20 protein-coding genes are annotated in these 19856 nt (G+C 70.9%); 12 read left to right on the plus strand and 8 right to left on the minus strand.

The features are described 5' to 3' along the window. Nucleotides 1-842, minus strand: an 842-nt coding sequence (locus tag ACR2FV_RS09550; protein WP_434015507.1) for a DEAD/DEAH box helicase, incomplete at its 3' end; no start/stop codon positions are given. Then, a complete protein-coding gene (locus ACR2FV_RS09555; protein ID WP_434015461.1) occupies nucleotides 839-1066 on the minus strand; it encodes a hypothetical protein in 228 nt (75 codons plus the stop codon). The genes ACR2FV_RS09550 and ACR2FV_RS09555, both read right to left, overlap by 4 nt. Nucleotides 1067-1281: 215 nt before the next feature. On the opposite strand from ACR2FV_RS09555, the gene ACR2FV_RS09560 reads away from it, so the two are divergent. Continuing rightward, entirely contained in the window at nucleotides 1282-3348 is a 2067-nt protein-coding gene (locus ACR2FV_RS09560; protein ID WP_434015462.1) for an ABC transporter transmembrane domain-containing protein, read from the plus strand. A gap of 29 nt (nucleotides 3349-3377) precedes the next feature. Continuing rightward, nucleotides 3378-5297, plus strand: a complete 1920-nt coding sequence (locus ACR2FV_RS09565; RefSeq protein WP_434015508.1) for an ABC transporter ATP-binding protein — start codon at nucleotides 3378-3380, stop codon at nucleotides 5295-5297. Between the two features lie 24 nt (nucleotides 5298-5321). Here the strand turns inward: ACR2FV_RS09565 and ACR2FV_RS09570 are convergent, their stop codons facing one another. Continuing rightward, nucleotides 5322-5957 carry an HAD family hydrolase gene (locus ACR2FV_RS09570; protein ID WP_434015463.1) on the minus strand — a complete coding sequence of 212 codons (636 nt, stop codon included), beginning with the start codon at nucleotides 5955-5957 and terminating at the stop codon, nucleotides 5322-5324. A 75-nt stretch (nucleotides 5958-6032) separates the two neighbouring features. Here ACR2FV_RS09570 and ACR2FV_RS09575 point away from each other — a divergent pair, with 75 nt between their 5' ends. Then, complete coding sequence (locus ACR2FV_RS09575) at nucleotides 6033-6254, plus strand: DUF3046 domain-containing protein (protein ID WP_434015464.1); 222 nt, start codon at nucleotides 6033-6035, stop codon at nucleotides 6252-6254. A gap of 112 nt (nucleotides 6255-6366) precedes the next feature. Here ACR2FV_RS09575 and ACR2FV_RS09580 read toward each other — a convergent pair whose 3' ends face one another. Beyond that, nucleotides 6367-7488 (minus strand): aspartate-semialdehyde dehydrogenase, encoded by a 1122-nt coding sequence (locus ACR2FV_RS09580; RefSeq protein ID WP_434015465.1) that lies wholly within the window; start codon nucleotides 7486-7488, stop codon nucleotides 6367-6369. Continuing rightward, nucleotides 7485-8765, minus strand: coding sequence for an aspartate kinase (locus ACR2FV_RS09585; protein WP_434015466.1), 1281 nt, complete (start codon nucleotides 8763-8765; stop codon nucleotides 7485-7487). The genes ACR2FV_RS09580 and ACR2FV_RS09585 overlap by 4 nt, the downstream gene beginning before the upstream one ends. 155 nt (nucleotides 8766-8920) lie before the next feature. On the opposite strand from ACR2FV_RS09585, the gene ACR2FV_RS09590 reads away from it, so the two are divergent. The 3 genes from ACR2FV_RS09590 to ACR2FV_RS09600 are packed head-to-tail and all read left to right on the plus strand — an operon-like array spanning nucleotide 8921 to nucleotide 11474. Continuing rightward, nucleotides 8921-9844, plus strand: a complete 924-nt coding sequence (locus tag ACR2FV_RS09590; RefSeq protein WP_434015467.1) for an ABC transporter ATP-binding protein — start codon at nucleotides 8921-8923, stop codon at nucleotides 9842-9844. Continuing rightward, nucleotides 9844-10650 (plus strand): ABC transporter permease, encoded by an 807-nt coding sequence (locus ACR2FV_RS09595; protein WP_434015468.1) that lies wholly within the window; start codon nucleotides 9844-9846, stop codon nucleotides 10648-10650. The genes ACR2FV_RS09590 and ACR2FV_RS09595 overlap by 1 nt, the downstream gene beginning before the upstream one ends. Continuing rightward, nucleotides 10647-11474 (plus strand): ABC transporter permease, encoded by an 828-nt coding sequence (locus tag ACR2FV_RS09600; protein WP_434015469.1) that lies wholly within the window; start codon nucleotides 10647-10649, stop codon nucleotides 11472-11474. Before ACR2FV_RS09595 ends, ACR2FV_RS09600 begins: the two co-directional genes overlap by 4 nt. A 4-nt stretch (nucleotides 11475-11478) precedes the next feature. On the opposite strand, the gene ACR2FV_RS09605 is transcribed toward ACR2FV_RS09600, so the two are convergent. Both ACR2FV_RS09605 and ACR2FV_RS09610 read right to left on the minus strand, forming a co-directional pair. Then, nucleotides 11479-12030, minus strand: a complete 552-nt coding sequence (locus tag ACR2FV_RS09605) for a Uma2 family endonuclease (RefSeq protein WP_434015470.1) — start codon at nucleotides 12028-12030, stop codon at nucleotides 11479-11481. 164 nt (nucleotides 12031-12194) lie between these two features. Next, entirely contained in the window at nucleotides 12195-12776 is a 582-nt protein-coding gene (locus tag ACR2FV_RS09610; protein WP_434015471.1) for an MOSC domain-containing protein, read from the minus strand. Between the two features lie 47 nt (nucleotides 12777-12823). Between ACR2FV_RS09610 and ACR2FV_RS09615 the strand changes: the two genes are divergently transcribed. The 3 genes from ACR2FV_RS09615 (at nucleotide 12824) to ACR2FV_RS09625 (ending at nucleotide 15977) form a co-directional block, all read left to right on the plus strand. After that, the gene (locus tag ACR2FV_RS09615; RefSeq protein ID WP_434015472.1) at nucleotides 12824-13960 is read left to right on the plus strand and encodes an NYN domain-containing protein; all 1137 of its coding nucleotides are present in this window, start codon (nucleotides 12824-12826) and stop codon (nucleotides 13958-13960) included. A 203-nt stretch (nucleotides 13961-14163) separates the two neighbouring features. Next, the gene (gene recA, locus ACR2FV_RS09620) at nucleotides 14164-15243 is read left to right on the plus strand and encodes a recombinase RecA (protein WP_434015473.1); all 1080 of its coding nucleotides are present in this window, start codon (nucleotides 14164-14166) and stop codon (nucleotides 15241-15243) included. A gap of 278 nt (nucleotides 15244-15521) precedes the next feature. Then, complete coding sequence (locus ACR2FV_RS09625; RefSeq protein ID WP_434015509.1) at nucleotides 15522-15977, plus strand: regulatory protein RecX; 456 nt, start codon at nucleotides 15522-15524, stop codon at nucleotides 15975-15977. Nucleotides 15978-16009: 32 nt separating this feature from the next. Here the strand turns inward: ACR2FV_RS09625 and ACR2FV_RS09630 are convergent, their stop codons facing one another. After that, nucleotides 16010-16510: a DUF5709 domain-containing protein gene (locus tag ACR2FV_RS09630; RefSeq protein ID WP_434015474.1), complete on the minus strand. Its 501-nt coding sequence runs from the start codon at nucleotides 16508-16510 to the stop codon at nucleotides 16010-16012. Between the two features lie 111 nt (nucleotides 16511-16621). Between ACR2FV_RS09630 and ACR2FV_RS09635 the strand changes: the two genes are divergently transcribed. The 3 genes from ACR2FV_RS09635 to ACR2FV_RS09645 all read left to right on the plus strand — a co-directional run bounded on the left by ACR2FV_RS09635 (nucleotide 16622) and on the right by ACR2FV_RS09645 (nucleotide 19853). Beyond that, on the plus strand, nucleotides 16622-17368 hold the full coding sequence (locus ACR2FV_RS09635) for a TSUP family transporter (protein ID WP_434015475.1): 747 nt from the start codon (nucleotides 16622-16624) through the stop codon (nucleotides 17366-17368). Nucleotides 17369-17419: 51 nt separating this feature from the next. Beyond that, nucleotides 17420-18976 carry a tRNA (N6-isopentenyl adenosine(37)-C2)-methylthiotransferase MiaB gene (gene miaB / locus ACR2FV_RS09640; protein WP_434015476.1) on the plus strand — a complete coding sequence of 519 codons (1557 nt, stop codon included), beginning with the start codon at nucleotides 17420-17422 and terminating at the stop codon, nucleotides 18974-18976. Nucleotides 18977-19061: 85 nt separating this feature from the next. Then, complete coding sequence (locus tag ACR2FV_RS09645) at nucleotides 19062-19853, plus strand: MBL fold metallo-hydrolase (protein ID WP_434015477.1); 792 nt, start codon at nucleotides 19062-19064, stop codon at nucleotides 19851-19853. Nucleotides 19854-19856: the final 3 nt, after the last annotated feature.

Raw genomic sequence — 19856 nt, forward strand, 5'->3', positions numbered from 1 at the left:
TGGCGGTTCTGGTTGTAGCCACCTTTGTGTCGGGGGGCATAGCAGCTCCACCCACCCAAACCGGTCCCCGGCCCGGCCGGGTTCGAGTCGTGCGGACGCCCGGGGTCGGTCATGTCCGGCACCGGCACGGTGACCTGCAGGTCCCACCGCTTGGCCGACGGTGGCTGCACCGTCGTGACCGGTCGGCCTCCAGTCAGGTAGCGGGCGACCTCTTCGACGGGGCGGACCGTGGCGGACAGTCCGATCCGTTGGGCGGGGCGCTCCAGCAGAGCGTCGAGCCGGTCAAGGCTCAGGGCCAGGTGCGCGCCCCGCTTGGTGCCGGCGACCGCGTGCACCTCGTCGACGATCACCGTCTCGATCCCGCTCAGCGCGCTGCGGGCAGCAGAGGTGAGCAGCAGGAACAACGACTCCGGGGTGGTGATCAGCACCTCCGCGCCCTGCTTGGCGAAGGTGCGGCGCTCGGCGGCCGGAGTGTCCCCGGATCGGATGGCGACACTGACGTCGGGCAGGCTCTGGCCGAGCCGGGTCGCGGCGTGCCGGATGCCGACCAGGGGCGAGCGCAGGTTGCGCTCGACGTCGACGGCCAGTGCCTTCAGTGGGGAGACGTAGAGCACCCGGCAGCGCGGCTGGTCATCCGCTCTCGGAGTGGCCCAGATCCGGTCGATGGCCCACAGGAACGCCGACAGCGTCTTGCCCGAGCCGGTCGGGGCCACCACCAGGGTGTGGTCACCGTCGCTGATCGCCTCCCAGGCGCCGCGTTGGGCCGCCGTGGGCTCGGCGAAGCTGGCGCCGAACCAGGCTCTGGTGGGGGCGGAGAACCGCCCCCACACCTCCTCGCTCAGTGCTGCCGGTCCTCACGCTGCGGCACTCGGCGTGGCTGCTGGGGGCGCACCACGATGTTGCCGTATGCCCCGGTGACCGGCGGCGGCGTGGGGCGCTCCATCTCCTTCATCACATGATGCATGGTGCGGTGCGGCGGCCGCCAGATCTTCAGCGCGACCAGGCCCTTCTGCCACCAGGCCAGCTCTGGGTCGGGCGGTCGCTGCGTGCCGAACGTTCCTGGCATGGGTCCTCCGTGGTCGTGAGCAGCTTCGTCGTGGACAGCTCGTCGTGGACAGCGTCCTCGTGGGCAACCGTTGTCCGGCCATCATCGCACCCCGGTCCGACGGGTGTGGCGCATTGCCGCGGGCCCCGACAGGCACGGGGCCCAGCCGCAGGCCACGCACGGCCCGACGAAAACCCGTGGCCGGTGTCGGGGGGCGAACCTAGGCTGGTGCTGCAATGCGCGACTTCCCACCGCCGGTCTCGGCCTACACCGGGGACGCCCCGCAGCGCCCTGACGCGCGCTCACCGCGACACCTGTTGTGGTGGTTGGTGCGCCAACAGGGCGATCTGCTGGCGGCGGCCTCGGTCTTCAGCGTGCTCTGGATGCTGCCCACGGCACTGACCCCCTGGGTGTTCGGACAGGCCGTGGACGAGGGGATCGACACCGGCGACGCCGGCCAGGTCGTCGGCTGGCTCGGGGTGCTGCTGCTGATCACCGTCCTAGGCGCGAGCAGTGGCATCTTCTATCACACCGTCGTGGTCCGCTCCTGGCTCGTCGCGCTCTACGGCACCACTTCCCACGTCACCCACCAGAGCGTGGCGTTGGGCCATGTGCTGCCCCGGCGCAGCCCCACCGGTGAGGTGCTCAGCGTCTCCGGCAGCGACGGCGACCAGTTCGGCGGGTTCATGGAGATCCTCAGCCGGGCCATCGGCAACCTCGTCGCGTATGCCGTGGTCGCCCTCATCGTGCTGTCCGTCTCCGTCGAGCTCGGCCTGGTCGTGCTGCTCGTGGCCCCCCTGTTGGTGCTCACCTCGGCGCCGCTGCTGCGCCCGATGGGCCGCGCGCAGACCCAGGAGCGCTCCCGGGACTCCGAGCTGACCTCGCTCGCGACCGACATCGTCGCCGGTCTGCGCATCCTGCGCGGCATCGGCGGGGAGCGGGTCTTCGGCGACAACTACGCGAGCCAGTCCCAGCGCGTCCGCGTCGCCGGCGTGCGGGCCGGCCTGTGGCAGGCGATCGTCGAGGCGGTCGGGGTGCTCTTCTCCGGCTTGTTCGTGGTGGCGCTGATGTGGCTGGGTGTCCGGGAGCTGGCGCAGGGGCGCCTCACCATCGGCGAGCTCATCGCCTTCCTCGGCTACGCGCTGTTCTTGGTGCAGCCGATCCGGGTGTTCTTCGAGTTCGCCCAGAAGGTCACCCGCGCCCGGGTCTCGGCGCGCAAGGCGATCGCGGTGCTCGGTCAGCCCGACCCGTGGCCGAGCGCGCGACATACCAAGGCCGCACCCGCGCAAGGGTCCACAACAGCGTCCGCACCCGCGCAAGGGTCCGCACCCGCGCAAGGGTCCGCACCCGCGCGAGGGGCGCCAACATCCGCCGCGCCCGCACTGTCCGGCAACGCCGAGCTGTATGACGCGGCCTCGGGACTGCGGGTCGCTCCAGGAGTGCTGACGATGGTGGTCAGTGCCGTGCCCGACGAAAGCGCCGCCCTGGCCGACCGGCTCGGGCGCTACCTGCCCGGCGGCCCGGAGCCGACTCCGCTGGACCCCGGCGAGGAGCTCACCGGCCGGGCCGCGCGGGAGGCGCGCCGGGCCGCGGAGCAGCAGCGCCGCGACCTCATCGGCCGCGACGCAGAGCGGGCGTCGAGCGCGTGGCGGGTGAGTCTGGGCGGGGTCGACCTCGCCGACGCCGACATCGCCCGAGTGCGCGAGACCATCCTGGTCAGCGACACCGGTGCCCACGTCTTCGCCGGCACGCTGCAGCAGGCCGTCGACCCGCACAGCCGGCTCACCCGGCAGCAGGCCGAGCGGGCCCTGCACACCGCCGCCGCCGAGGACGTCTACGACATCCTGCCCGGCGGCTGGCAGGGCGTGCTCGACGAACGGGGCCGGGGACTATCCGGTGGACAGCGCCAACGCCTGGTGCTGACCCGGGCGCTGGCCGCCGACCCGCCGATCCTGGTGCTGGTCGAGCCCACCTCGGCCGTCGACGCGCACACTGAGGCCCGGATCGCGCAGCGGCTGCCCGCCGCGCGCGCCGGGCGCACGACGGTGGTGATGACCGCTTCGCCCCTGCTGCTGCACCACGCCGACGACGTCGCGCTGCTGATCGACGGGCAGGTGCGGGCGGCCGGCACCCACGACGAGCTGATGGCGAGCAGCACCGCATACCGCCGGGTGGTCATTCGGGGTGATGACCGGCGGGTCGACGACATGGCCCCCACGCCCGGCCACTCGCACGAGTCCGACCGTCCGGAGCAGATCGACCCGGCCCCCGGCACACCACATGAGGAGGTGACCCGACCGTGAACACCCCCAGTGACTCCCTCGACGAGCGCATGCTCGCCGACTCGGCCCGCACCTGGGCGCCCTCGGGCGGGGCGGACCCGGCTGTGCCTGAGGGCCTGCGGCCACCGGGCGAGGGGAGCCTCGGCGACCGGTGGCAGCACCTGTGGTCACGGCACCGGATCCGGGCCGGGCTCGCGAACGACTACCTGGCCGGTGCCCTGGACCCTGACCGCGGGCTACCGGTGGCCTCCAGCCGCACGGTGCTGGCCTACCTGCGATCGTTGCTGCGCGGTCAGCGCCGGCTGCTGCTGGCCGTCATCCTGGCCAACGCGCTCGCAGCCACCAGCGCCCTCGCCGTGCCCTATCTGCTGGGGCGCCTGGTCCAGGCCACGGTGGAGGCCGACGGCGCGGTCGCGGCGGGCACCGTGCAGCGACTCGTCCTGCTGGTCGTCGCCGCCCTGGTCGCCCAGGCCGTGCTGACCTTCCTGGCCAAGTGGATGGCGGCGGTGCTGGGGCACGGCGTGCTGGCGCAGGCGCGCGAGCACGTCATCCGGGCCGTCCTCCGGTTGCCCCTGGGCCGGGTGGAGAGCGCCGGGACCGGCGACCTGGTCACCCGGGTGACCCGGGACGTGGGCTCGATGAGTGAGAGCGTGCGCTGGGCGCTGCCCGAGTCGATCATCGGCGCGGTCACCGTCGTGCTGACGATCACAGCGATGGTGTTCAACAGCTGGCTGCTGGCCGTGCCGACCCTGGTCATGGTGTCGCTGTCGACGATCCAGATCCGGCGCTACCTGCGTGACGCCCCCGCGGGCTACCTCAAGGAGGGCTCCACCTACTCGCGGATCAACACCACGCTGACCGAGACCGTCGAGGGCGCCCGGACCGTCGAGGCGCTCGGGATACAGCCGGTGCGTCGGCAGGCGGCGGCCGAGGACATCGAGGTGTCCGCGCAGGCCGAGCGCTACACCCTGACCCTGCGCAACCTGCTCTTCGCCGCGATGGACATGGCCTTCAGCCTGCCCCGGGTGCTCACGCTGGGCATGGGCGCGATCGGCTACAGCCAGGGCTGGGTCGACCTGGGCCAGATCACGACCGCGATGCTCTACATCGAGACGTTCTACGGACCCTTCGACCGGCTGGTCTCGACCATCGACCACCTGCAGGTGGGGGTGGCCTCGACGACCCGGCTGCTCGGCATCGCCGAGGTCCCGGCGGACCGGACCCCGAAGGACGCCCGCCCTGAGGGTGACGAACTGGTCGGTCGCGACCTGCACTACGCCTACCGGGAGGGTCACGACGTGCTGCACGGCATCGACCTGAGACTGCGGCACGGCGAGCGGCTGGCCGTGGTGGGTCCGTCGGGGTCGGGCAAGTCCACGCTCGGCCGGCTCCTGGCGGGCATCCACGCACCCACCGCGGGCAGCGCCACCGTCGGCGGCGTCGAGCTCACCGACCTGCCGCTGCCGGTGCTGCGCACCGAGGTGGCGCTGGTCACCCAGGAGCACCACGTCTTCCGCGGGTCGGTGCGCGACAACGTCGTGCTGGCCCGGGAGGGCTCGCCCGACGAGGTGCTGGTGACCGCGCTGCGCACCGTCGACGCGTGGGACTGGGTCGCGGCGCTGCCCGAGGGTCTGGCCACCCGGCTGGGCTCTGGCAACCAGGCGCTGACGCCGGCGCAGGCCCAGCAGATCGCCCTGGCCCGGTTGATCCTGGCCGACCCGCACACCCTCGTGCTCGACGAGGCCACGTCGCTGATCGACCCGCGCACGGCCCGGCACCTGGAGGGCTCGATGAGTGCGCTGCTGACCAACCGCACGGTCGTCGCGATCGCGCACCGGCTGCACACCGCGCACGACGCCGACCGGATCGCCGTGGTGCAGGGGGGCCGGGTGATCGAGCTCGGCAGCCACGACGAGCTGATGGCGACCGGTGGGGAGTACGCCGCGCTCTGGCGAGCCTGGACCTCCTGACCCGCCTGGTCGATGCCCGCGCCGTCAGTCGGCGGGCAGCGCCCCCAGCTTGGTCAGCTGCGCGCGCAACGCCGGGCTGTCGGTGAATGTGACCGTGCTGAAGCCGAGCCGGGCAGCGGCATCGGTATTGGCGGGTTGGTCGTCGACGAAGACGGTGCGGGCGGGGTCGAGACCGAACCGGTCGAGCGCCAAGGTGAAGATCGCCGGGTCTGGCTTGACCAGGCCGACCTCCCCGGAGACCAGCACCTGCTCCAGCTCTCCGATCACCGGCGCCGCGGGCACCGCGTGCTCGAACAGCTCGGCCGACCAGTTGGTCAACCCCAGGGTGCGCGCGCCGCAGCGGTGCACGTCGCGGACGATGTCCGCGCTTCCGGGTATCGGTCCGGTCAGGGTCCGCGGGAAGCCGGTGACGTAGGCGTCGAGGTACGGCACGCAGTGAGGTGCGGAGGCAGCGACCTCGGCGCGTGCCTTCGCCCACGGGCGACCGGCGTCCTGCCGGCGGTTGAGCGCCGGGAAGTCGACGGCGTCGAAGAACTCCTGGATCTGCTCGGGGGTGTAGTCGTGCGTCAAGGCCCCCGCCGGGTCCCAGCCGACCAGGACGTTGCCCAGGTCGAACACCACGGCATCGAACGCCGCGGGTCGTGGCCTGGCCTTCGTCACCGGCCACACGGTACGCGCAGGCAGGGGAGGTCGCGGGGCTCGGCGATGTCGTGGCGACCGCGTTACGTTAGCGGTATGCGGTTGAGTGAGTTCTGGGCGTTGATGGAGCAGGAGTTCGGGGGACCCTACGGTCGCTCGGTCGCCGGCTCGCATGTCATCCACGCGCTGGGCGATCGGACTGCCGTCGATGCCATCGACGCGGGGGTGCCGGTCCGGCGCGTGTGGGGCGCCCTGTGCGACGACCTGCAGATCCCGCCCGAGCGTCGCTATCCGGCAGACCGCCGCAGATCTGGTTGACGCGCACAGGGATCGGCGCCGTCGTCGTCCACCTGCAGCGAGTGCACCGCCGGAAGGGCCGGGCTGCGGTGCGGATGCTGCCGCTCGATGAGAGCGCGGCGGCACGCGGGACTCAGTGGCCGACCAGGCCCCGCTGCGCCAGCGCCTCGACGATCTGCACGGCGTTGAGGGCCGCGCCCTTGCGCAGGTTGTCGCTGCTGACGAACAGCACCAGACCCCGGCCGCCCGGGACGGACTGGTCGACCCGGATGCGACCGACATACGACGGGTCGTGGCCGGCCGCCTGCAGTGGCGTGGGCACCTCGAGCAGCTCGACACCGGGTGCCGCCCGCAGGATCTCCGTCGCCTCCTCGGGGGTGATCGGCTCGGCGAACTCGGCGTGGATCGCCAGGCTGTGCCCGGTGAACACGGGGACCCGCACGCAGGTGCCGGCGACCGCGAGCTCCGGCGCGCCGAGGATCTTGCGTGACTCCTCGCGCAGCTTCTGCTCCTCCGTGGTCTCCCCGGAGCTGTCGTCCACGAAGTCCCCGGCCAGCGGCAGCACGTTGAACGCGATCGGTGCGGTGTAGACGTCGGGCTCGGGGAGGTGCATGGCCTCACCCTCGTGGGTGAGCTCCTCCAGCACGCCGGCCACCGCCGCGCGGGCCTGACCGGCCAGCTCGGAGACGCCGGCCAGTCCGGATCCGGAGACCGCCTGGTACGTCGCCACGACCAGCCGCTCCAGCCGGGCCCGGTCGTGCAACGGCTTGAGGACCGGCATGGCCGCCATGGTGGTGCAGTTGGGGTTGGCGACGATGCCGATGCCGTGCTCGGACACCGCCAGCTCCAGCGCCTCCGGGTTGACCTCGCTGACCACCAGCGGCACCCGCTGGTCCATTCGCCAGGCCGAGGAGTTGTCCACCACGACCGCACCGGCCTCGACGAATCGCGGTGCGTGCTCCCGGGAGGTGCCACCCCCGGCGGAGAAGATCGCCACGTCGATCCCGCTCAGGTCCGCCGTGGCCACGTCCTCCACGACGACCCGGCGGCCCGACCCGGCATACCCCGCTCCGTTGGTGCTCCCCTCCCAGGCGAGCTCCGTGCCGGCCGAGCGGGCCGAGGCGAAGTAGCGGACGCCGGCGACGGGCACCCCGCGCTCGGCGAGCAGCCGACGCACGACGGCGCCGACCTGACCGGTGGCCCCGATCACGGCCACGCACAGACCGGCGGGAAGCTGCTCGTCGTGGTTGCTCATCGTCCGGTCCCTCCGTAGACCACGGCCTCGGCGTCGGCGTCGAGGTTGAAGGCCGTGTGCACCGAGCGCACGGCGTCGGCCAGGTGCTCCTGGTCGGTGATGACCGAGATGCGGATCTCGCTGGTCGAGATCATCTCGATGTTGACCCCGGCCTGCGCCAGCGCACCGAAGAACCGGTGCGCGACGTCGGGGTTCGACCGCAGCCCTGCCCCGACGAGCGAGATCTTGCCGATGTGGCTGGTGTAGAGCACGTCGGCGAAGCCCATCTCGTGCTGCAGGTCGCGCACCGCGGCCACCGCCCGGGCGCCGTCGCTCTCCGGCAGCGTGAACGAGATGTCGGAGGTGGCGCTGTGGGAGGTCGAGACGTTCTGCACGATCATGTCGATCGACACCCCGACCGAGGCGACGGCGCCCACCACCTTGGCGGCGGCGCCCGGGCGGTCCGGGATCCCGACGGCGGTCACCTTGCCCAGGGACTTCTCGTGCGCGATTCCGGAGATCAGGGGATCTTCCATGGGGTCCTCCACAGCGGCGGTGAGGGGGCGGCCGACCAGGATCCAGGTGCCCTCCTGGTCGGAGAACGAGGAGCGGACATGCAGCGGCACCTTGAAGCGGCGGGCGTACTCCACGGCCCGCAGGTGCAGGATCTTGGCGCCGTGCGCCGCCATCTCCAGGGTCTCCTCGACGGTGATCCGGGTGACCCGGCTGGCCGAGGGCACGATCCGCGGATCGGCGGTGTAGAGGCCGTCGACGTCGGTGTAGATCTCGCAGACGTCGGCATCGAGTGCGGCGGCCAGCGCGACGGCGGTGGTGTCCGACCCGCCCCGGCCCAGGGTCGTGACGTCGTCGTCCTCCGAGACGCCTTGGAAGCCGGCGACGATCGCGACGGCGCCCTCGCGCAGGGTCGCCTGCACCCGGTCCGGGGTGACCGACAGCAGGCGGGCCCGTCCGTGGGAGCTGTCGGTCCGCATACCGGCCTGCTCGCCGGTGAAGGACCGGGCCCGGACGCCCTGGTCGGCGATGGCCATGGCCAGCAGCGCCATCGAGATCCGCTCGCCGGCGGTGAGCAGCATGTCCATCTCGCGCTCCGGTGGCGGCCCGGGACTAATCGCGATGGCCAGTTCCAGCAGCTCGTCGGTCGTGTCGCCCATCGCCGAGACGACCACGGCCACATCGTGCCCGGCCCGGTGGGTCTCCACGATCCGCTGCGCGACGCGCCGGATGGCGGCGACGTCGGCGACCGAAGAGCCGCCGAACTTCTGGACGAGCAAGGCCATGGGTGAGCGTTCCTGGGCATCGTGGGGACGGGGGTATGCAGGGGGGCAAGGCTGGCGCGGTCGTGCTCGGCCGGGCCGGCGGCTCAGTCTAGAGCCCGCCGCGTGACGTCCGGTAAACCGGTGGTCCGGGGGTGCCGGCATCTACAGTCGTCAACATGACCGAGCTGATTCAGGCGCGGGGCCTGAGCAAGACGTTCGGTGACCTGGTGGCCGTCGACGGCATCGACGTGACCGTGCAGCAGGGTGAGGCGTTCGGCTTCCTGGGGCCCAACGGCGCCGGCAAGTCCTCGACGATGAAGATGGTGGCGGCCACCTCGCCGCCCAGCGGCGGCGAGCTGCGGCTGTTCGGCCTCGACCCCGCGACCCACGGCCCGCAGATCCGGGCCCGCCTCGGTGTGGTGCCGCAGCGGGACACTCTCGACGAGGAGCTGACCGTCGCCGAGAACATCGAGATCTACGGCCGCTACTTCGGGCTGAGCCGGGCGCACGTGCGGCGACGGGCCGCGGAGCTGCTGGACTTCGCCCAGCTCACCGAGCGGGCGGGGTCGCGCGTCGAGCCGCTGTCCGGAGGGATGAAGCGGCGGCTGACCATCGCCCGCTCGCTGGTCAACGACCCCGAGATGCTGCTGCTCGACGAACCCACGACCGGGTTGGACCCGCAGGCCCGGCACGTGCTCTGGGACCGGCTGTTCCGGCTCAAACGCTCCGGGGTGACCCTGGTGCTGACCACGCACTACATGGACGAGGCCGAGCAGCTGTGCGACCGCCTCGTCGTGATGGACCACGGCCGTATCGTGGCGCTGGGCTCGCCGCGCGAGCTCATCGCGACGCACGCCACGCGGGAGGTGCTGGAGCTGCGGTTCGCCCAGGACGACCTGACCGGCCCGGCGGCTGCGGTCGAAGGGGTGGGTGAGCGGGTCGAGGTGCTGCCCGACCGGCTGCTGGTCTACACCGCGGACGGTGACGCGGCCTCCGCCGAGGTGCACCGGCGCGGCGTGCTCGCCGTGTCGTCGTTGGTCCGCCGCTCCACGCTCGAGGACGTCTTCTTGCACCTGACCGGGCGAACGTTGGTCGACTGATGCTTCCGCATACCGACGAGCGGGCGGGATCCGCGCCCCGCTGGACAGCGGCCTTCGAGATGTGGTGGGCGCAGTATCTGCGGGTCTGGAAGGGCAACCTGGTCAGCCGGTTCGCGCTGCCCGTCATGTTCCTGGTCTCGATCGGCATCGTGCTCGGCGGTGTCGTCGACGACCGCGCCGGCGGGGTCGACGGGGTGCCCTACCTGCAGTTCGTGGTGCCCGGCATCCTGGCCGCGCAGGCGATGTTCGTGGCGATGGGGGAGTCGACCTACTCGGTGACCGGAGCCATCCGGTGGAACATGCAGTACCACGCGATGCTCGCTACCCCCCTGACCGTGACCGACGTCCTGCTCGGGCACCTGGCGTATGTCGCCGTGTCGGTGAGCATGGCGGCGGTGGTCTTCGTCGGAGTGGGCGCGGTGTTCGGGGCCTGGGCGTCGTGGTGGGTGCTCGCGGCCATCCCGCTGGTGGTGCTGACCGGGATGGCCTTCTCGGTGCCGTGCTTCGCCTTCGGCGCGCAGGTCCGCGACAACACCGAGCTGGGCTACTCGCTGCTCTTCCGCTTCGTGATGACCCCGTTGTTCCTGTTCTCCGGCACGTTCTTCCCGGTCGAGCAGCTGCCGGCGCTGTTGCGCCCGGTCGCCTGGGCCACGCCGCTGTGGCACGGCGTCGCGGCCTCCCGCGACCTGGCCCTGGGGTCACCGGACTGGGGCATGCTCGCGCTGCACACCGCATACCTGCTGGTGTTCGTGGGCCTGTCCGGGGTGTGGGCGCTGCGGGCCTTCCGCAAGAGGCTGGTCGTATGACGTCCGGCTCGCCGCCGCGTGCCGTCCAGGCACTGGCCCGGGCGCTTCCGGTGCCGGCTGGGGCGGGCATGGCCCGGGTGCTGGTCGAGCGCAACGTCGTCGCGTTCCGCCGGGGTTGGGTGGTGCTGCTGTCCGGGTTCGTGGAGCCGGTGTTCTACCTGTTCAGCCTCGGGGTCGGGCTCGGTGCCCTGGTGCAGACGGTGACCACCGATTCGGGGACGGAGGTGCCTTATGCCGTGTTCGTGGCTCCCGCGCTGTTGGCGGCCTCCGCCATGAACGGGGCGATCTTCGATTCGACCTTCAACGTCTTCTTCAAGCTGAAGTACGCCCGGCTCTACGACTCGGTGCTGGCTACCCCGCTGGGGCCGCGCGACGTGGCGGTGGGCGAGATCACCTGGGCGTTGATGCGCGGGGCGCTGTACTCTGCGGCCTTCCTGGTCGTGGCGGCGCTGGCCGGTTTCGTCGAGTCGTGGTGGGCGCTGCTCGCGCTCCCGGGGGCGGTGCTGATCGGCTTCGCGTTCGCCTCGGTCGGCATGTTCGCCACGACCTACATGCGCTCCTGGGTCGACTTCGACTATGTGACCCTGGCGATCCAGCCGATGTTCCTGTTCTCGGCCACCTTCTATCCGTTGTCGGCCTATCCGGAGACGCTGCGCTGGGTCGTCGCCTGGACCCCGCTCTACCAGGGGGTGGCGCTGGAGCGTGCGCTGCTGCTCGGCGAAGTCGGTGCCGGGTTGCTCGTCCCGGTGGTCTATCTGCTGGTGATGGGACTGCTCGGGGTGCTCGGCTCGGCCCGGCGGATCGAGCGGCTGTTGCTGTCGTGACCGATCAGTCGAGCAGGGCGGCGAGATGTATCTGCACGGCAAACGGACGGGCCAGGGTCACGTCTGCTGGCGCCGTGGAGTCCGCCACCAGCTGGTAGCTGCCCTTGCGGAGCTCCCACGCGGTCAGGCTCGGAGCCTCGGGATCGACGACCCAGTAGCTCGTGCACCCGGCCCGCTCGTATCGCGCCTTCTTCAGCGTCAGGTCGATGGTGCGGGTGCTGGGAGAGAGCACCTCGACGGCCAGCACCGGATGCCGCACGTAGCGATCCCCGACGTCCGGTCGGGCAACGACCAGGATGTCGGGCTGCAGGACGGTCATGTCGTCGATGCGCACGTCGAGGGGGGCCATCAAGACCTGCAGATATGCGGGCACGGCCGCATGCAGCGTCCGGGCCAGAGCGAACGCCACGATCTGGTGTCTGGGAACCGGTGCCGGGGTCACGATGAGCGATCCATCGATGAGCTCATAGCGGTGCCCGTCCTCGACCTCGCGCAACGACTCGAGGTCCAGCGCGGTCAGCGGCCGACTCTGCGGCAACGCGGTCATGCTGTCCATGGTGCCTCCTCGCTCTCATCATGGCCACTCTCCCCGATCGGCGGGGGACGTGGGTCGGGTTGTCCACAGGCGGCATACGGTGACGGCGTGGGCAAGGCCGGGTGGGGTCGGGTCGGTTCGGGTCGGCTGGATCGTGCACGTGCGCACTTTGGCCGATGAGCGGCCTACACCGGGGCCAGTAGTTGGTGTGGGACGGCAGGAAGGTGCACGCCGATCGGCATACCCGGTCGCACCGGTCCACCGCGTGTCACAACGGCCATGATGCCCACCTTGCGGATCAAGGTGCCGTCGGGTCTCTGCTCCAGAGCGACCCGGAGCAGGCCGTCCTGGAAGCGGTCGATCTGCCGGCACGGGTTGCGCAGCCCGGTGACCTCGATGGCAGCACAAGGATCGTCGCTGCACTCACCAAAGGTCAGCATGGTCCCCTGCGGCAGACCCAGCAGGTCGAGCCCGGCGGTGAGCACGTTGTCACCCAGCGCACCCGGACCAACGGCATACCCCCACTCGGCGGCCTCGGCCAGGAACTCCTCGGCGATCAGGTGGACCTGGCGCAGGTTGGGTGCGTCGGCGTCGCGGCGCAGCCGGGACCGGTGCTGGATGGTCCGACCGGCGTGCGCATCACCGGCTACTCCGAGCCCCTCGACGAGCTCAATGCCCCCGACCGGTTCCTTGCTGAATCGGTGTGCGGCGTCCCTGGCCACCGACCGGACGACCGGACCGGATGAGGAGGACCCGGCGCACGACATACCTCATGGTGGCAGGCCGGGCGACCGGTGGCGCGTAGGGTCGAGGGGTGGACGACGAAGACCGGATTGCCCTGTTCCTGGACTACGAGAACCTCGCGCTCGGTGCGCGGGACCACCTCGGCGGCGCGTTCGACCTCAAACCGGTCAGCGACGCGCTCGCCGAGCGAGGGCGGGTCGTGGTGCGCCGGGCGTATGCCGACTGGTCCTACTTCGACGAGGACCGCCGGATGTTGACCCGCTCGCACGTCGAGCTGATCGAGATGCCGCAGCGGATGGGGGCCTCGCGCAAGAACGCCGCCGACATCAAGATGGCCGTCGATGCCATCGAGCTGGCTTTCGTGCGCGACTACGTCTCGACCTTCGTGATCTGCACCGGTGACAGCGACTTCACCCCGCTGGTGCACAAGCTGCGCGAGCTCAACAAGCGGGTGATCGGCGTCGGGGTGCGCGACTCGACCTCCAAGATGCTGCCACCGTCGTGCGACGAGTTCCTGTTCTACGACAACCTCGAGGGCGTGGAGCCGGCGCCCGAGTCCGGCCCGCAGAAGGGCGGCGGTCGCTCCCGTCGTGGCCGGGGCGAGGCCGCCAAGTCCGCAGCCAAGGGGGAGAAGGCGGGCGCCGCGTCCGCGAAGGAGCCGACCGAGCCCGCCGAAGCGGTCGAGCCCGCCGAGGTGGAGAGCGAGGACACGCCGCGCGACCAGACCGACGTGGCCGTGCTCGTCGCCCAGACCGTCGCGGGGGTGCAGCAGTCGTCCGGGGGAGCGGTGACGGCCTCGGTGCTCAAGCGCACGCTGATGCGCAAGGACCCGACGTTCAGCGAGACCGACCACGGCTTCCGCGCCTTCGGAGACCTGTTGGAGCACCTCTCCGAGCGCGGGGTGATCGAGCTCGCCACCGGACCGGCCAAGGGCGACCCGGAGATCCTGCTGCCCGAGGTCGGCGACGGGACTGATGCCTTCACGTTGCTGCGGGGGGTTGTGGCCGAGCGCTCGGACGCCGGCGAGACCGTCGGTCTGTCGGGTCTGAAGAACCAGCTGCGCCGCAGCCAGCCGGGGTTCAGCGAGAAGAAGCTGGGCTACCGCTCGTTCCTGCAGTTCTGCAAGGCCGCGGACGCCGCAGGGATCGTCTCGTTGGAGTGGAGCGAGGACGAGGACGACTACCTGCTCACGGTGCCCGCCGGCTGAGCCCCCCGGCCGCCTTGGGGGTCTCGGCGTGTCGCGCTTCTCGTACACACATTCGATCTATCGTGGTCCACAGGTGACCACGAGACGTCGTTGTCCACAGGTCGTATGCCGTGTGCCTGCGGTGTGTCGGTGGCCTCACCTAGCGTCTGACCTCACGGCGGTCGAAGGTAGGCGCGCTCACCCACGACGTGAAGGAGCAACAGATGGCACAGCCCAGCAAGGTCACCTCTATCGGCGGCGACAAGTTCAAGGCCCTCGACACCGTGATGGCTCAGATCGAGAAGACCCACGGCAAAGGGTCGGTGATGCGCCTCGGCGATGACATCCGCCCGCCGATCGCGGTCATCCCGACCGGCTCGATCGCGCTCGACGTCGCGCTCGGCATCGGCGGTCTGCCCCGGGGGCGCGTCGTGGAGATCTATGGCCCCGAGAGCAGCGGCAAGACCACGGTCGCGCTGCATGCCGTGGCCAGTGCCCAAAAGGCGGGCGGCATTGCGGCCTTCATCGACGCCGAGCACGCGCTGGACCCTGAGTACGCCAAGAAGCTCGGGGTGGACACCGACTCGTTGCTGGTCAGCCAGCCCGACACCGGTGAGCAGGCGCTCGAGATCGCCGACATGCTGATCCGCTCCGGTGCCCTGGACGTCATCGTGATCGACTCGGTCGCCGCGCTGGTGCCCCGCGCCGAGATCGAGGGTGAGATGGGCGACAGCCACGTCGGGCTGCAGGCCCGGCTGATGTCGCAGGCGCTGCGCAAGCTGACCGGCGCGTTGAGCAACACCGGCACCACCGCTATCTTCATCAACCAGCTCCGCGAAAAAATCGGGGTCATGTTCGGAAGTCCTGAGACGACCTCCGGAGGCAAGGCATTGAAGTTCTATGCCTCGGTCCGGATCGACGTGCGACGGATCGAGACACTCAAGGACGGCACGGACGCGGTCGGCAACAGGACCCGCGCCAAGATCGTCAAGAACAAGGTGTCCCCGCCGTTCAAACAGGCCGAGTTCGACATCATCTATGGCCACGGCATTTCCCGTGAGGGTGGCTTGATCGACATGGGTGTCGAGCAGGGCTTCGTGCGCAAGGCGGGAGCTTGGTACACCTACGAGGGTGATCAGCTCGGTCAGGGCAAAGAGAACGCACGCAGTCATCTCCAGGACAACCCGGACATCGCTGATGAGATCGAGCGCAAGATCAAGGACAAGTTGGGCATCGGCCCCCGCTCAGAGGAGGTCCCTGAAGGCGTCGATCCGGTGACCGGTGAAGTCTCGGTGAGCTTCTGATCACGATGACTGTCGAGACAACGTCGACACCGGATCGGCCGATGGGGACGAGCGCCTCGCCGGACGACGAGCCGGGCCGCCTGCAGAGCCCCCCGGCGGATCGTCTGGCAGCTGCGCGTCAAGCGTTGGCGGCTGCGGAGGAGGCCGCTGCCGCCGAGGCACCTGCTGTCACCGGGTCCGCCGTCACCGAGCAGGCATCGGACGGTGGCGCGGCACCAACCGATGGTGGGTCTGCCTCGCAGGACGCGACGTCTGAGGCGCTTAGTGCGGCCCGGCAGATCGTCTTGCGCCAGTTGGCGATCGGTCCGCGCACGCGTCATCAGCTGGCGACGAAGTTGAGCGATCGCGGGTGTGCCGACGACGTCGCGGCGCAGGTGCTCAACCGGATGACTGAGGTCGGTCTGGTCGATGACCAGTCGTTCGCGGAGATGATGGTTCGCTCGCGCCAGGAGACCAAGGGTCTGGCTGCACCGGCGTTGCGGCATGAGCTGAGACGCAAGGGCGTGGCCGACGAGGTGATCGAAGGTGCGCTGCAGGACGTAGATCCGCACCGGGAGCGCGCTCAGGCCGAGGAGCTGGTCGCCAAGCGGCTGCGCACCATGCAGGGTCTCGATCGAGAAGTGCAGACCCGCCGACTCGCCGGCTTCCTGGCGCGCAAGGGGTATGGCGCCGGAGTCTCCTACGAGGTCATCCGAGACGCTCTCGACACCCTGCCGGAGCACCGCCGCGACTGACGGCAGCGACCGACTGGGAGACGGCGGCCGGCTCAGCGCTGCGTGGGGTCGTCCTCGAGCACGGTGTGCATGGCCTGCTCCTCGGGCGAGCCGCTGTCGACGGCGGGCTCGCTGTGGGCGATCTCGTCCTTCTCGGTGTCCTGCTCCGCCCCGGCGTCGGGGGAGATGAGCTGCCCCACCGCATCCCGCTCGTCACCGACGAAGTCCCGCTCGGCGGGGATCGCATCCGGTTCGTCGCCGCCCGCCATCTCGGGTGCGTCCAGGCCGCTTTCGTTGTCAGGGGCGCCGTATGCGGTGTCCGGATCGGGGACCTCTTGGTGGATCCGCTGCTCGATCGTCTCCTCCTGGCTCTGCTCCTCGGCGGTGGTGCCGAAGGCCAGCGAGCCGTGCAGCCGGTCCGGCGTCTGATAGCCCTCGTCGAGGGGATCGCCGCTGCCCACCAGGGTGTCCTCGGGTTGCAGCTGGTCCTCGCCGTCGACGCTGTAGGTGCTCAGGTCGTCCTCGATGTTCTCGCGTCCGGGTTGGTCGCTCATGTCACCACTCTCGTCGCAGGCTCTTCTCGCCCGCTTAACGGGGCCCCCTGAGCCTAGGCGTGGCGGTTACCGTGTGCAGGTGCACCCCCTCGCCACTGCTGCGGACCCGTGGTGAGCCTCGGGGCGGCACTGGCCATCGCCGCCGCGCTGATCGCCGGATCGGCCCTGCAACGCATCGCCGGGATGGGCTTCGGCCTAGTGGTCGCGCCCGTGCTCACGGTCGTGCTCGGCGCGACCACGGGTGTCATGATCAGCAACGCAGGGGCGGTCCTGAACGCCGCGCTCATCTGGATCGCGCTGCGCTCCGACGTCGACTGGCGGCGATTCGTCCGGATCGCTCCGTTGCTCCTGCTGGGCTCGGTCCTCGGTGCGCTGACCATCCAAGCGATCAGCAGCGCCTGGCTCGACGTGCTGGTCGGAGGGACGGTGCTCCTCGCGTTGGCCTGGACGCTCCTGGTGGGGGCACGGGTGGGGGCGCACGGCACGCCGCCTGCCCTGGCGGCCGGCACGGTGGGCGGCTTCATGAACACCACAGCCGGCGTGGCCGCTCCCGCGCTGACCGTGTATGCCGTGGCCACCGACTGGCAGCAGCGCTCGTTCGCCGCCACCCTGCAGCCGATCTTCCTGGTCGCCAATCTCAGCGCGCTCATCGCCAAGGCGAGCCTCGGAGCCATTCCGCTCAGCGTGGGCCTGCCGTGGTGGGTCTGGCTGGTCGTGCTCGTGGCCGTCCCTGCCGGCGTGGGGGCCGGGGGGTTGGCCGCCCGCTGGGTCTCCGGGCGAGCGGCACGGCATACCGCCATCACCGTCGCCTTGCTCGGCGGGGCGGTGACCCTGCTCCGCGGGCTGAGCGGTCTGTGAGGGTTGGCGCGGACCCCGCACGACGCCCCCGCCGTTATCCTGGTGGGTGCCATGAGCACTGCGACCGACCTGCACGCCCCCGAGGCGGCACCCAAGACCTATGACGTGCGCACCCACGGGTGCCAGATGAACGTGCACGACTCCGAGCGCCTCTCCGGTCTGCTGGAGACGGCGGGGTACGTCGACTTGGCCAGCCTCCCGCAGCCGCAGCGCCCGCAGACCGCCGACGTCGTCGTCTTCAACACCTGCGCGGTGCGCGAGAACGCCGCCAACAAGCTCTACGGCAACCTCGGTCAGCTGCGCCCCGCCAAGCAGGCCAACCCCGAGATGCAGATCGCGGTCGGGGGGTGCCTGGCGCAGAAGGACCGCTCCACCATCGTTGAGCGTGCACCCTGGGTCGACGTGGTCTTCGGCACCCACAACATCGGCTCGTTGCCGGCCCTGCTGGACCGCGCGCGGCACAACAAGGCGGCCGAGGTCGAGATCCTGGAGGCGCTGGAGACCTTCCCCTCCACCCTGCCGACCCGGCGCGACTCCGCATACAGCGGGTGGGTCTCCATCAGCGTGGGTTGCAACAACACCTGCACTTTCTGCATCGTGCCGGCGTTGCGCGGCAAAGAGCGCGACCGTCGACCCGGGGAGATCCTGGCCGAGGTCAAGGCCCTGGTCGCTCAGGGGGTCATCGAGATCACGCTGCTGGGGCAGAACGTCAACACCTACGGCGTGGAGTTCGGCGACCGGCTCGCCTTCGGCAAGCTGCTGCGGGCCTGTGGCGAGATCGACGGGCTGGAGCGGGTGCGCTTCACCAGCCCGCATCCCGCAGCGTTCACCAGCGACGTGATCACCGCGATGGCGCAGACGCCCAACGTGATGCCGAGCCTGCACATGCCGCTGCAGTCGGGCTCCGACCGGGTACTGAAGGCCATGCGCCGCTCCTACCGCAGCGCCAAGTTCCTGCGCATCCTCGACGAGGTCCGCGAGCAGATCCCCGACGCCGCGATCACGACTGACATCATCGTCGGCTTCCCCGGCGAGACCGAGCAGGACTTCGGCGACACCCTCGACGTGGTGCGGGCCAGCCGGTTCTCCAGCGCGTTCACCTTCCAGTACTCCATCCGCCCCGGCACCCCGGCCGCCGAGATGGACGGGCAGCTGCCCAAGGCCGTCGTCCAGGAGCGCTTTGAGCGGCTGATCGCGGTCCAGGAGGAGGTCTCCTGGACCCGGAACCGGACCCAGGAGGGCCGTGAGGTCGAGGTGCTGGTGGCTCCCGGCGAGGGACGCAAGGACGCCGAGACGCACCGTATGTCGGGTCGCGCGCGGGACAACCGGCTGGTGCACTTCGCTGTACCGGACGGTGCCGAGCGGCCGCGTCCCGGCGACCTGGTCACGGTCGGTGTCACCTACGGTGCGCCGCATCACCTGGTCGCGGACTCCGGTGCTCAGAGCGGGCGGTATGCCGTGCGCCGCACCGCGGGTGGGGACGCCTGGGCCGCGTTGCAGGACCAGCCGGATGCGGGCCGGCCGGCGGTCACCCTGGGGATGCCCTCGGTCGGCCGGCCCAGCGCGTCGGAGGCCCTGTCGGCGCCTTGCGGCGTTGCCGGCGGCTGAGCGGCCCGGCGGAACGTGTGACGGATCGGTGAGCGTCGGATCCGTGCCCTGTGCCGCAGTGGTCGCACCCCGGCATACTCGATGGATGACGATCATCCTCACCCGGCGCCTGTTGTTGCGCTCCGGGGTGGGGGGTCTGGCGCTCGGGGTGGTGACGATCACCGCCGGCTGCAACAGTGACAAGCCCTCGCCGGGTTCGGGCTCGGGCTCGGGCTCGCCGGAGGCCACCGGCGCAGAGACCGCCGGGCAAGACGGGACCGACGCGGGTGACCAGACTTCAGCCACCGCAACGGCCGGCCCGGCGAGCTGGTCCCGGGTCGACCTCGGCTTCGTCTCGGCCTACGTCCTGGTGCGGGCGGGCCAGGCCGTGGTGGTGGACACGGGCACCAAGGGGTCCGAGTCGGCCATCGAGGGGGTCTTGACCTCGCTCGGTGTCGGCTGGGCGGATGTCGGCCATGTCGTGCTCACCCACCAGCACGGGGACCACGTCGGCAGCGCCCCCGCGGTGGCACAGGCCGCCCCGGACGCGACCTTCCACGCCGGCGCCGCCGACGTGCCGGCGATCGACATCGGCCGGCAGGTGAGCCCGGTGGCGGACGGTGACCGGGTCGCCGAACTCACGATCGTGGCCACCCCCGGGCACACCCCGGGCCACGTCAGCGTGCACGACACCGCCAACGGCGTCCTGGTGGCCGGCGACGCACTGATCAGCACCGACGGCCGGTTGGCCCTACCGGATCCCGACTTCGCGTCGGACTACGGCGAGGCGCTGCGCTCCGTCGCTCTCCTGGGCGACCTGGAGTTCGCCGCGGCCTATGTCGGGCACGGCCAGCCGGTGCTGCGTGGTGCCGCCGATCAGGTCCGAGCGCTGGGCTGAGTG

This window comes from Ornithinimicrobium sp. (genome assembly GCF_051004135.1).
Taxonomy (GTDB): Bacteria; Actinomycetota; Actinomycetes; order Actinomycetales; family Dermatophilaceae; genus Ornithinicoccus.

Bases quoted from the DNA above. Each gene is read 5' to 3' on its own strand.
- ACR2FV_RS09630 (WP_434015474.1), bottom strand. From the start codon at position 16,510: ATGAGCGACCAACCCGGACGCGAGAACATCGAGGACGACCTGAGCACC.
- ACR2FV_RS09645 (WP_434015477.1), top strand. From the start codon at position 19,062: ATGACGATCATCCTCACCCGGCGCCTGTTGTTGCGCTCCGGGGTGGGG.
- ACR2FV_RS09590 (WP_434015467.1), top strand. From the start codon at position 8,921: ATGACCGAGCTGATTCAGGCGCGGGGCCTGAGCAAGACGTTCGGTGAC.
- ACR2FV_RS09565 (WP_434015508.1), top strand. From the start codon at position 3,378: ATGCTCGCCGACTCGGCCCGCACCTGGGCGCCCTCGGGCGGGGCGGAC.
- ACR2FV_RS09595 (WP_434015468.1), top strand. From the start codon at position 9,844: ATGCTTCCGCATACCGACGAGCGGGCGGGATCCGCGCCCCGCTGGACA.
- ACR2FV_RS09610 (WP_434015471.1), bottom strand. From the start codon at position 12,776: ATGTCGTGCGCCGGGTCCTCCTCATCCGGTCCGGTCGTCCGGTCGGTG.
- ACR2FV_RS09605 (WP_434015470.1), bottom strand. From the start codon at position 12,030: ATGGACAGCATGACCGCGTTGCCGCAGAGTCGGCCGCTGACCGCGCTG.
- ACR2FV_RS09560 (WP_434015462.1), top strand. From the start codon at position 1,282: ATGCGCGACTTCCCACCGCCGGTCTCGGCCTACACCGGGGACGCCCCG.
- recA (WP_434015473.1), top strand. From the start codon at position 14,164: ATGGCACAGCCCAGCAAGGTCACCTCTATCGGCGGCGACAAGTTCAAG.
- ACR2FV_RS09575 (WP_434015464.1), top strand. From the start codon at position 6,033: ATGCGGTTGAGTGAGTTCTGGGCGTTGATGGAGCAGGAGTTCGGGGGA.
- ACR2FV_RS09580 (WP_434015465.1), bottom strand. From the start codon at position 7,488: ATGAGCAACCACGACGAGCAGCTTCCCGCCGGTCTGTGCGTGGCCGTG.
- miaB (WP_434015476.1), top strand. From the start codon at position 17,420: ATGAGCACTGCGACCGACCTGCACGCCCCCGAGGCGGCACCCAAGACC.
- ACR2FV_RS09555 (WP_434015461.1), bottom strand. From the start codon at position 1,066: ATGCCAGGAACGTTCGGCACGCAGCGACCGCCCGACCCAGAGCTGGCC.
- ACR2FV_RS09600 (WP_434015469.1), top strand. From the start codon at position 10,647: ATGACGTCCGGCTCGCCGCCGCGTGCCGTCCAGGCACTGGCCCGGGCG.
- ACR2FV_RS09585 (WP_434015466.1), bottom strand. From the start codon at position 8,765: ATGGCCTTGCTCGTCCAGAAGTTCGGCGGCTCTTCGGTCGCCGACGTC.